Raw genomic sequence first — 10,373 nt, forward strand, 5'->3', positions numbered from 1 at the left:
GATTCCTCCTCGAGGGAGCCCGCGGTGCGAGCTCGCGTCCCGAACCCCCACGCACACATCGGAATTCGGCTTCCTCTAGATCATCGGTTCGAGATCGCGCGGTGCTACAGATCCGCGGTAGATCCTGGTGACGACATCGATGACCAGCACCCCGCTCACGATCACCAGCGCACAGGCGAGCAACAGCAACGGCGCCACGTAGCGCACCGCCTCGAACCCGGGGTGCTCATCGGTGCCGGCGAATTCGGTCGTGCGCCGTGCGGCGCGCCAGCTGACGATCGCGCAGGCAAGGAAGAGCACGGCGAAGCCGAGTTCGAACAGCGCGATCCAGCGTCTCATTCCTGCGATCCTGCCAGGGGCGAGATCGAATCAGCCGACCAGGCTCGGTAGCAGAATCAGCGCGATGACGGCGAGGGTGAGTACAACCATCAGCCCGATCACCAACAGGTCGCGTCGCAGGCTGTGTGGTTGCTCGATCACCACGCGCATCATTGCCTCCGCTCCCCCGGCGCTCAACCGGTGTGATAATCCTCACCATACACTGTGTGGTGTCACTTCCGGCGGGACTGGAAGTACTTCGTCGACTCGGGCCGGTAGCTGAGGAACGCGGCCCCCGCGGCGAGCACGCCCTGCACGATCGCCGAGCCGCCCGCCACGATCGTCGCTGGATTGGCGACCGCGGAGAAGCTGAACATGGTGGCGACGGCGCCGAGTCCGAGCCAGATCGCGACAACAGTGAGCACCGTGCGCGCCCAGCTCTTGCCACGGCCGAGCTGATGCGCGATCGCCACGGTGACACCGGCCAGCAGCACCCCGACCAGCGCGGTCAGCGCGAAAGCCACCAGCACCATCACGTCGACGGTCGACGCCGGGAAGTTCGGATCCGACTTGTGCATCTCGTCGAGGAACTGCTTGCTGAGCTTGTCGCGCTCCCCGGTCATGGTGATGACACTGGCGAAGGTGTAGACGACACCGAGGCCGGCGATTCCCCACCACAGCTGACGGGCGGTGCCGACGTCCTCCGGCACGGGAAGGGTTTCGGGTTTGTTCGGCGGAACGATCACGACAGCCAGTGTGCTGCCTCGGTCGCCCAGTAGGTGAGCACGATGTCCGCGCCTGCCCGCCGGATGCCGATCAGCGACTCCAGGATCGAGGCCCGGCGATCGATCCAGCCACGCTCGGCGGCGGCGGTGATCATCGCGTACTCGCCGGAGATCTGATAGGCCGCGACGGGGACGGTGGAACGGTCGGCGACGTCGCGCAGGATGTCGAGGTAGGACATCGCGGGCTTCACCATCACGATGTCGGCGCCCTCGGCGAGGTCGAGGTCGAGCTCGCGCAGCGACTCGCGGCGGTTGGCCGGATCCTGCTGATAGGTGCGGCGATCGCCTTCCAGCGACGAGCCGACGGCCTCACGGAAGGGGCCGTAGAAGGCCGAGGCGTACTTGGCCGCGTAGGCGAGGATGGCGGTGTCGGTGCGCCCGACCGCATCGAGCCCACGCCGGATCGCGCCGACCTGTCCATCCATCATGCCGCTGGTTCCGAGCAGATCGGCACCGGCTTCGGCCTGCGACAGCGCCATCTCCACGTAGCGGTGCAAGGTGGCGTCGTTGTCGACCGCGCCATCGGTGCCGACGACCCCGCAGTGGCCGTGGTCGGTGAATTCGTCGAGGCACGTGTCGGCCATGATGACCGTCGCGTCCCCGACTTCTTCGGCCAGCGCGCGCAGACCGCGGTTCAGGATCCCGTTCGGATCACTGGCCTGGCTGCCGGTGGCGTCCTTGTCCTCGGACAGCGGCACACCGAACAGCATCAGTCCGCCCACCCCGGCGGCCACCGATTCCGCGGCGGCCTTGCGCAGCGAGTCCAGCGTGTGCTGATACACCCCCGGCATCGAGCTGATCTCCCGCGGCTCGTCGAGTCCGTCGGCCACGAACATCGGCAGTACCAACTGACGCGGCTGCAGCGTGGTCTCGGCGACGAGTCGACGCAATGCGGGTGTCCTGCGCAACCGCCGCGGGCGGTCGAAAGCGGTCATAGCCCGCAGAATACGCCTGTCCCCCGATGGTCGCCGCAGCGCCTACAACGGGTCGCGACGGCGGGCGGTTTCGCCCAGAATCTGCTCGAAAGTTGCGAAGACCGGGGACGGGCCGGCCGAACTCCACGTTTCGTTGGTGAGCAGGATCGCCGTCACCGCGCCGTCATTGGACCAGGTCGAGCCGAGACCGCCTGCCCAGCCGTAGGCACCTGCGCGTGGGCCGTCGGGTTGGTCGCGTAACTGGACGCCGACGCCGTAACCCCACCCCGCGCTGTCGCCGGGGCCGGGTCCGCCGCGGGCCAGTTGCTCGGCGGTGAGGTGGTTGGTGGTCATAGCCGCGACGGCTCGCTCGGACAGCACCCGGATGCCGTCGAGTTCGCCGCCGTCGCGCAGCATCCGCGCGAAGCGGTAGTAGTCGGCGAGAGTGGAGACCAGGCCGTCACCGCCCCCTTCGAAGGCGGGTGGAGTGCTCCATTGCCCGTCGACGGGGTCGAAGACGGTGCGGGTGCCGTCTGTTTCCGAGTAATGCGGGCCGAATCGGGCCAGCTTGTCAGGCGGGACGGAGAAACCGGTGTCGGTCATGCCGAGTGGGCGCAGGACACGCTCGGCCAGCAATTCCGAGAGCGGTTTGTTCGCTGCCCTGGCGACCAGGAATCCGAGGATCGACGCGCCGACGTGGTAGAGCCAGCGTTCGCCGGGCTGATACTGCAGGGGCAGGGTGCCGAGCCGGCGCAGCCAGATGTCCGGAGGCAACATCCGCGCGGGCGTCGGCGGGCCCCAGCCGAGGTCGAGGGCACTCCAGGCGGCGTCGAACGGCTTGGGTGAGAAGTCGGCGAAATCCATGCCCCAGCCGAGGCGGAAGGTGAGCAGGTCGTCGACGGTGATCGGGCGGTTCACCGCGACCGTGTCGGCGACTTCGGCGGTGGGGTGCGCGAGCACACGTAAGCCGGCGAGTTCCGGGAGGAGCCGGTCGACCGGTTCGGTCGGATCGAGTACGCCGTCGTCGATCAGAATCGAGGCCGCCGCCGCGGTGAGCGGTTTGGTCATCGAGGAGATCCGGAAGATGGTGTCGGTGCGCATCGGGGTGGTGCGGGTGTCGTCGAGGTGGCCGATGGCGCCGGTGATGACATCGTCTCCGGTTGCCACGAGCCATGCCAGGCCGAGCAGTTCGTCCGCCGCGACGTGCGCGCCGAGCCGCTTGTCGATCTCGTTCACCGTCATCGCCTCTCCCCGGGTTGCCTTGCGCTACTAGATCACAGCGGTCCGACAGCTATCCGCGAATCACCACGCGCGGCGCTTCGCCGAGGTCGGCGACCGGTCGCGGCGAACCTGTGGATAACATCGAAACCCACTGGAGCTCAATGGCTTCCGCGAGAGATCGACGAAACCTGTCGGTGCCCCTCGGTATAATCGAAAGCGTGTTCGAGGGTTCCGACGATCGGGGGCGGGACCCAAACGCAACGGGAGGACGCCGAATGAATGCCATTGCCGCTCAGACCACTTTCATCACCGCGCCGTACGTGCCGCTCGAGAAGAAGCGACTGCCCGCGGGCCGTCCGCGCCGCTGGTACGTGGCGCACAACCGTCGGCTCAAGGCCATGCGGTTGACGATCGCGCTGCTGGATTCCGGTGTGTACCTACCCAATCAGGCCACCAACGACACGATCCGGCGCACCGCCGAGAAGATCGACATCCGCCCGCCGTCCGATGCCACCTGCCGGCTCGTGCGCACACTGCTGCGCTACAGCCGATGACCCCGATACGCCGAAAGCCCGCCGTTGCGGGCGGGCTTTCGGGGTATCTGCTGAGATCAGCGGCTGCTGCTGCGGCGGCTCTTCTTACGCGGCGGCGGCAGCAGGCCCTCGGCGCGCAGGCGCGACGCGTGCTCGGCCAGTGCCTCCACCAGTGGGCCCACCTGAGCCGTCTCGGGCTGCACGTCCACACGCAGACCGAACTCGATCGCGGTCTCCGCGGTCTTCGGGCCGATGCAGGCCACGATGGTGCGAGCGTGCGGCTTGCCCGCGATGCCGACCAGGTTGCGCACCGTGGAGGACGAGGTGAACAGGACCGCGTCGAAACCGCCGGTCTTGATCATCTCGCGGGTCTCCGCGGGCGGCGGCGAGGCGCGCACCGTGCGGTAGGCGGTGACGTCGTCGATCTCCCAGCCGCGCTCACGCAGGCCCTCGGCCAGGGTCTCGGTGGCGATGTCGGCGCGGGGCAACAGCACCCGGTTCACCGGATCGAACACGTCGTCGTAGGGCGGGAAGTCGGCGAGCAGGCCCTCGGAGGACTGTTCGCCGCTGGGCACCAGTTCGGGGTTGATACCGAAGGAGCGCACCCGCTCCGCGGTGGCCTCGCCGACGCAGGCGATCTTCACACCGGAGAACGCGCGAGCGTCCAGTCCGAACTCGGCGAACTTCTCCCACACCGCGCGCACCGCGTTGGTGGAGGTGAACACCACCCACTGGTAGCGCCCGTCGACCAGACCCTTCACGGCCCGTTCCATCTGGGCGGGGCTGCGCGGCGGCTCCACCGCGATGGTCGGCACCTCGATCGGGATCGCGCCGTGGGTGACGAGCCGCTCGCTCATCTCCCCCGCCTGATCCTTGGTGCGCGGGACGAGCACGGTCCAGCCGTAGAGGGCACGCGACTCCCACCACGACATCTTGGCGCGCTTGTCGACTTCCTTGCCGACCGTCACGACCAGCGGGCCGACGAGCTCGGACGCGGCGTTGTTCAGCGAGGCCAGCGTGGCCTCGATGGTGCGCTGCTGACGAGTGGTGCCACGCACGGTGACCGCGACCGGCGTCTGCGGCGCCATACCGTGTTCCACCAGCGCGCTGGCGGTCTCGGCCAGGTGACCGGAGGTGGCGTGCAGCACCAGCGGGCCAGGGGCGGCGGCCAGCGCCGACCAGTCGACCTCGCCGCGCACATCGGCCTCGGTGTGCCCGGAGCCCAGCGCGATGCCCGCGTAGCTGGGCACGGCCGAGCCGTTGGGCAGGCCCGGCAGCACCTCGAACACCATGTGCGAGCGGGTGACGGCGTTGACCTCGTTGATCACCGAATCGGTGGTCAACGGGTCGCCGGTGACGATGCGGACCACGTCGTGACCGTTGCGCGCCTCGGCGATCAGCGTCTTGGCCACCTCGGCGGGTTCGCCGAGGGCGGGCCGCACGTCGACCGGGCTCTCGCCGTCCTCGCCCACCTCGACCGCGCTACCGATCAGGGCGAGCACGCCCTTGTCGACATCGGGGTCGGTGAAGGCCAGCATCGCCCGTTCGAGCACCTCACGGGCACGCACGGTCAGCAGGGCCGGGTCGCCGGGGCCGGATCCGACGAAAAGGATCCGCCCTGGTTGCTTCTTGGTAGCTCGGCTGCTGCTCATCGGTTGTTCTCCATCGGGCTGGAATTAGTGAAGTCGGTGGGCGCCGGTTCGTCTGTGACGCTCAGCAATGCGCGAGCACCCAGGTCCAGCAGTTCGCGCGCCAGCGTGCGACCGAGTTCGGCCGCGTCTTTCGGCGCGCCGACGATCGAGGCGCGGAGGACATCGGAGCCGTCGATCGCGGCGGCACAGGCGCGCAGCGAGAGTTCGTCGAAGATCCGGCCGTCCTCGTCGATCGACTCGACGATCTCGGCGAGCGCTCCGATCGGCGCGGTGCAGCCTGCCTCGAGCTCACCGAGCAGCGAACGCTCGGCGAGCACCGCGGCTCTGGTCGCGGCATCGTCCAGACCGGCGAGTATCTCGATCAATTGCGGGTCGTCACTGCGGCATTCGACCGCGAGCGCGCCCTGCGAGGGGGCGGGCAGCATCTGCACCGGTTCGAGCGATTCGGTGATCTCGTCGGTGCGCCCGATCCGGCACAGGCCGGCGCGGGCGATGACGATCGCGTCGAGTTCGCCCTCGCTCACCTTGCGCAGGCGGGAGTCGATATTGCCGCGCAGCGGAAGGATGTCGAGGCCGAGGCCGAGTGCGCGCAGCTGCGCGGCGCGGCGCGGGGCCGAGGTCCCGACGCGAGCACCGGCGGGCAGTTCGCCGAGCACCATGCCGTCACGAGCCACCAGCGCGTCGCGCGGGTCCTCGCGGGGCGGGATCGCGGCGATGGTGAAGCGCGGGTCCTGCGCGGTGGGGAGGTCCTTATAGGAATGCACCGCGATGTCGATGCCGCCCGCGGCGAGCTCGTCGCGCAGCGCGGAGGTGAACACCCCGACACCGATCTTCTGCACCGGATCCGAGGACAGATCGCCCGGTGTCTTGATGACCACCAGTTCGGCGGGCTGCCCCGCCGCGATCAGCGCATCACGGATGGTGCCCGCCTGTGTCAGCGCGAGCAGACTGCCGCGCGTGCCGATCCGCCACGGCGCACTGCTGCTGCCTGCGGTCACGGTGTCCTCTTCCTGCACTGTCGTGGTCATGCGGTTTCCTCCTGCGCATGCCCGAGCGGCGCTGCGTGGTTTCGCATGCTGCCTGTGTCGGGTCTTGACTCGGTCAAGCGTGACGGCCCATCGCCGAGGTGGCCTGCGGTGAAGTCGTCGGCCAGCGCGGACTCCGCCGCGGCGACCTCCATCGGGGCGGCAACCGCTTGTACCGCACCAGGTTTCAGTTCGAACAGCTCACGCAACGCTTCGGCGTAGCTGTCGCCGCCCGGCGTCGATGCCAGCTGCTTCACCCGCACGGTCGGCGCGTGCAGCAACTTGTCGACGACGCGGCGCACCGTGCGCGCCACCTCGTCGCGGGCCGGGTCGGCCAGGTCGGGCAGCCGCGAATCGAGGCGGAGCAGTTCGGCCTCCACCACATCGGCGGCACGCTGACGCAGCGCGGCCACCGTAGGAGTGACCTCCGCCATGCGTTGCCCGGCAAGGTATTTGGCGAGTTCGTCGGCGACGATGACGCGCGCGGCGGCGGTGTCGTCGGCCGCGGCACCCGCGGCCGGATCGCGCTGCAGCGATTCGATGTCGATGACGGCGACGCCGGGCAGGCCTGCCACGGCGTGCTCCACATCGCGGGGCAGGCCCAGATCGCAGAAGACCAGTGGACGCTCGGCGGCGTCGGTGCGCGCCCGGCCGGCGAGCGCGCGATGGGTATCGGCCAGAGTCACCACGGACCCGACCGCGCCCGTACAGGTGATCACCACATCGGTACCCGCCATGGCCTCGGTGAGCCGCGACATCTCGACCGCCTCGGCGTCGACACCGTGCATGGTGCGCCCGGTCTCGGCGAGACGCTGTGCGCGTTCGAGGGTCCGGTTGACGACGATGATGCGCCCGATCCCGGCCCGCGACAGATGCGCGACGGCCAGCCCGCCCATCGCGCCCGCACCGACCACCACGGCGGTCCGTCCGGCGAGATCGCCCACGACACCGCGCGCCCGATCGAGCGCCACCGACACCACCGAGGCACCGGCCCGGTCGATCCCGGTCTCCGAGTGCACTCGCTTGCCGACCCGCAACCCGTGCTGAGCCAGCTCGTGCAGGGTGCGCCCGACCGCCTGCTGACCGTCGGCGCTGGCGTAGGCGCTGCGAATCTGGCTGAGCACCTGCTGCTCGCCGACGACCATCGAGTCCAAGCCGCTGGCGACCGCGAACAGATGCTCGGCCGCGGCCTCGCTGTAGCGCACGTAGGCGTGCTTGGTGAGGTCGCCCAGCGGCAGTCCGGAATGCTTGGTGAGCAGCTCGCTCACCTCGCCGAGTCCGCCGTGGAAGGCGTCGACGACCGCGTAGACCTCGACCCGGTTGCAGGTGGAGACGATCATCGCCTCCGACACGTGACTCGAGGCGAGCAGCCGATCCACCAGCTTCGGCCGATCGGCCTCACTGATGGCCACCTTCTCCAGCACCGACACCGGGGCGCTGCGGTGCGAAATCCCTACCAGCAGAACACTCATGACCACACCTCGCCGGCGCTGTGCCCTGTCATGCGTGTCCGCACGCCGTGTCGCTGTTCAGCTCGCTGGCGCTCGCTCATGGCGTGATCACCGATCCCTTGGTGCTTGGCTCCGTTGCCGAGTGGGGCGTGGCCGAGTGCGGCGCGGTACGCCGTGTCGGCCTGCCGCGGGCCGGTTCGACCGGTGCGGCATGGGTGAGGTGGTTCGGCGGCGGTACCCGGCGCGCGACGCGGCCGGAGCCGACCTCGGCGATCTCGGGCAGCGCGGGCGCGTCGTTGCGCGCGGCATCGAAGGACAGCATCTGCAGTTCCATCGCCAGGTCGACGCGGCGGACCTGGACATGGGCGGGCGCGCGCAGTTCCAGCGGCGCGAAACTCAGAATCGACGGCAGTCCGGCGTCGACGAGCCGGTCACACACGTCCTGGGCGGCTTCGTCGGGCACGGCCACCACAGCGATCGTCGGCGTCAGCGCCGGAATCTGCGCGGTCAGTTGCTCGACATCGCGCACGACGAGACCGGCGTACGACTGGCCGATCACCGACGGGTCGTTGTCGAAGATCCCGACCACGGTGAAGCCTCGTACCCCGAATCCGCCGTAACCGACCAGCGCGCGACCCAGATTGCCCGCGCCGATCAGCACTACCCGATGTCCCTGCGACAGTCCGAGCACATCTTCGATCCTGGTGCGCAACTTGGCTACGTCATAGCCGACACCCCGCACACCGTTGGGTCCGAGGAAGGAAAGATCCTTGCGCAGCTTCGCCGAATTGACACCCGCCGCGACAGCGAGTTCCTCACTCGATACGATGACTACACCCTCGTCGGCCAACCCGGCGAGAACCCGGAGATAGGTAGCAAGACGAGTCACCGTGGCCTGCGGAATGTCCCGCACAAGAGCCTTGCCGGAGACGCCACTCGGCGTCTCGTGCTGCTCTGTCACGTCGTCGGCTCCTCGTTCCGGGCCTGATCGCGGTCCGGTTCCTCTGTTCGTTCACCGGTGTGGGTCGCTGCAATTACGAGAGCGCGACCGGTGCCATAGGGGCGGTACAAACCCGGCCACCGCCGCCGCGTGGAGCGGCGGTGCGGATTGCGTGTCACCACCGTAACCGCTTGTGCAGGCGTTCACAAAGTCGGTGAATTCGGCCTCATTTTCCGTCGCGACCAGCGATCCGGCTCAGGTCCGCCCGCAAACGGGGCTCATCGACGTCGAAATAGCTGTGTTCACGGCCGTTCAACAGGACCACCGGCAGGCGATCACCGTATTCGGCACGCAGTTCCGGCTCCCTGACCGCGGCTTCGTCGACGTCTACAGTGGCGACCGGGAGACCGAAATCACCACAGATCATCCGCAATTGCTCCAGTGCCGCGCTGCACATGCCGCAACCAGCGCGGGTCAACAGGGTCACCGTCGGTGTGGGATTAGTCATGAGCCCTATTTAATCCCCGAGCCCGCAGCGGGTTGTCGGTGCAGCCGGTTACTGTGGACATGGTTCGCGCGACTAGCGGAGGGTACTGGTGCCGGAACGTTCGAAGGTGACTAGGGCCGGATTCGTCGCAGGGCGATTCGGGGAGTTCCCTGCACGGTGGCAGCCCAGCCGCCTCGGTCAGGAACTGCAGGAACAGTTCGCACGGCTGCCACGCAGCCCGTTCGGACCGAGCGAAGAAGAGTTACGCGCCAACCTGGCCGGTGAGGCCAGCGCCGACGCCGCGCTCGAGCTGCACGATGCCGAGCTCGCCGAGCAGGGTGCCGACGCGGGCCCCGAGGTTCCGCGCGACCTCACCGCCGCGGCGTTCTTCGACGTCGACAACACCCTCGTGCAGGGTGCCTCGATCGTCCACTTCGCCCGCGGGTTGGCCGCGCGCAAGTACTTCAAGACCTCCGATCTGGTCGACGTCGCCTGGAAGCAGGTGAAGTTCCGGGTCACCGGCAAGGAGAACTCCTCCGACATGGTCTCGGGCCGGGAGAAGGCGCTCAGCTTCATCGCGGGCCGCCCCACGGCCGAACTCGCGGCACTCGGCGAGGAGATCTACGACGAGATCATCGCCGACAAGATCTGGCCCGGCACCCGCGCACTCGCCCAGATGCACCTCGACGCCGGCCAGCAGGTCTGGTTGGTGACGGCCACCCCGGTCGAGCTGGCCAATGTGATCGCCAAACGCCTCGGTCTGACCGGCGCCCTCGGCACGGTCGCCGAGAGTGTCGACGGCAAGTTCACCGGCCGCCTGGTCGGCGACATCCTGCACGGCCTCGGCAAGGCGCACGCGGTGCGTACCCTCGCCATCCGCGAGGGGCTCAACCTCAAGCGCTGCACCGCCTACTCCGACAGCCACAACGACGTCCCCATGCTGTCGCTGGTCGGCACCGCAGTCGCCATCAACCCCGACTCCGACCTGCGCGAGGTCGCGAAGAACCGCGGCTGGGAAATCCTGTCCGCCTACGCCCTCGCCGGCAC

At 68.7% G+C, this 10,373-nt stretch carries 12 protein-coding genes; 2 read left to right on the top strand and 10 right to left on the bottom strand.

The window, feature by feature from the left end:
* Positions 1-75: 75 nt before the first annotated feature.
* The 5 genes from ACFWF3_RS11130 to ACFWF3_RS11150 are packed head-to-tail and all read right to left on the bottom strand — an operon-like array spanning position 76 to position 3,259.
* The gene (locus ACFWF3_RS11130) at positions 76-339 is read right to left on the bottom strand and encodes a hypothetical protein (protein ID WP_379313518.1); all 264 of its coding nucleotides are present in this window, start codon (positions 337-339) and stop codon (positions 76-78) included.
* Between the two features lie 30 nt (positions 340-369).
* Positions 370-492 (bottom strand): hypothetical protein, encoded by a 123-nt coding sequence (locus tag ACFWF3_RS11135; RefSeq protein WP_281258081.1) that lies wholly within the window; start codon positions 490-492, stop codon positions 370-372.
* 59 nt (positions 493-551) lie between these two features.
* A complete protein-coding gene (locus tag ACFWF3_RS11140; RefSeq protein WP_378991025.1) occupies positions 552-1,064 on the bottom strand; it encodes a hypothetical protein in 513 nt (170 codons plus the stop codon).
* Entirely contained in the window at positions 1,061-2,038 is a 978-nt protein-coding gene (hemB, locus tag ACFWF3_RS11145; RefSeq protein ID WP_379313519.1) for a porphobilinogen synthase, read from the bottom strand. The genes ACFWF3_RS11140 and hemB overlap by 4 nt, the downstream gene beginning before the upstream one ends.
* 42 nt (positions 2,039-2,080) lie before the next feature.
* A complete protein-coding gene (locus ACFWF3_RS11150) occupies positions 2,081-3,259 on the bottom strand; it encodes a serine hydrolase domain-containing protein (protein ID WP_379313520.1) in 1,179 nt (392 codons plus the stop codon).
* Between the two features lie 254 nt (positions 3,260-3,513).
* Between ACFWF3_RS11150 and ACFWF3_RS11155 the strand changes: the two genes are divergently transcribed.
* Positions 3,514-3,792, top strand: coding sequence for a hypothetical protein (locus tag ACFWF3_RS11155; RefSeq protein WP_364403472.1), 279 nt, complete (start codon positions 3,514-3,516; stop codon positions 3,790-3,792).
* A gap of 56 nt (positions 3,793-3,848) precedes the next feature.
* Here the strand turns inward: ACFWF3_RS11155 and ACFWF3_RS11160 are convergent, their stop codons facing one another.
* From ACFWF3_RS11160 to ACFWF3_RS11180, 5 genes are all read right to left on the bottom strand, one after another.
* The gene (locus ACFWF3_RS11160; RefSeq protein WP_378634163.1) at positions 3,849-5,423 is read right to left on the bottom strand and encodes a uroporphyrinogen-III synthase; all 1,575 of its coding nucleotides are present in this window, start codon (positions 5,421-5,423) and stop codon (positions 3,849-3,851) included.
* Positions 5,420-6,451: a hydroxymethylbilane synthase gene (gene hemC / locus ACFWF3_RS11165; RefSeq protein WP_378991031.1), complete on the bottom strand. Its 1,032-nt coding sequence runs from the start codon at positions 6,449-6,451 to the stop codon at positions 5,420-5,422. Before hemC ends, ACFWF3_RS11160 begins: the two co-directional genes overlap by 4 nt.
* Positions 6,448-7,920 (bottom strand): glutamyl-tRNA reductase, encoded by a 1,473-nt coding sequence (locus ACFWF3_RS11170; RefSeq protein ID WP_379313521.1) that lies wholly within the window; start codon positions 7,918-7,920, stop codon positions 6,448-6,450. Before ACFWF3_RS11170 ends, hemC begins: the two co-directional genes overlap by 4 nt.
* A 76-nt stretch (positions 7,921-7,996) precedes the next feature.
* The gene (locus ACFWF3_RS11175) at positions 7,997-8,860 is read right to left on the bottom strand and encodes a redox-sensing transcriptional repressor Rex (RefSeq protein WP_378634153.1); all 864 of its coding nucleotides are present in this window, start codon (positions 8,858-8,860) and stop codon (positions 7,997-7,999) included.
* 205 nt (positions 8,861-9,065) lie between these two features.
* Positions 9,066-9,347, bottom strand: coding sequence for a glutaredoxin family protein (locus ACFWF3_RS11180; RefSeq protein WP_378991033.1), 282 nt, complete (start codon positions 9,345-9,347; stop codon positions 9,066-9,068).
* 88 nt (positions 9,348-9,435) lie between these two features.
* Here ACFWF3_RS11180 and ACFWF3_RS11185 point away from each other — a divergent pair.
* A partial coding sequence (locus tag ACFWF3_RS11185) for an HAD family hydrolase (RefSeq protein ID WP_379313523.1) occupies positions 9,436-10,373 on the top strand: 938 nt, incomplete at its 3' end.

Source organism: Nocardia sp. NPDC060220 (assembly GCF_042727815.1).
In the GTDB taxonomy this organism is placed as follows: Bacteria; Actinomycetota; Actinomycetes; order Mycobacteriales; family Mycobacteriaceae; genus Nocardia.

Coding starts and splice junctions, on each gene's coding strand:
- ACFWF3_RS11155 (WP_364403472.1), top strand. CDS start 3,514: ATGAATGCCATTGCCGCTCAGACCACTTTCATCACCGCGCCGTACGTG.
- ACFWF3_RS11130 (WP_379313518.1), bottom strand. CDS start 339: ATGAGACGCTGGATCGCGCTGTTCGAACTCGGCTTCGCCGTGCTCTTC.
- hemB (WP_379313519.1), bottom strand. CDS start 2,038: ATGACCGCTTTCGACCGCCCGCGGCGGTTGCGCAGGACACCCGCATTG.
- ACFWF3_RS11135 (WP_281258081.1), bottom strand. CDS start 492: ATGATGCGCGTGGTGATCGAGCAACCACACAGCCTGCGACGCGACCTG.
- ACFWF3_RS11170 (WP_379313521.1), bottom strand. CDS start 7,920: ATGAGTGTTCTGCTGGTAGGGATTTCGCACCGCAGCGCCCCGGTGTCG.
- ACFWF3_RS11180 (WP_378991033.1), bottom strand. CDS start 9,347: ATGACTAATCCCACACCGACGGTGACCCTGTTGACCCGCGCTGGTTGC.
- ACFWF3_RS11150 (WP_379313520.1), bottom strand. CDS start 3,259: ATGACGGTGAACGAGATCGACAAGCGGCTCGGCGCGCACGTCGCGGCG.
- hemC (WP_378991031.1), bottom strand. CDS start 6,451: ATGACCACGACAGTGCAGGAAGAGGACACCGTGACCGCAGGCAGCAGC.
- ACFWF3_RS11160 (WP_378634163.1), bottom strand. CDS start 5,423: ATGAGCAGCAGCCGAGCTACCAAGAAGCAACCAGGGCGGATCCTTTTC.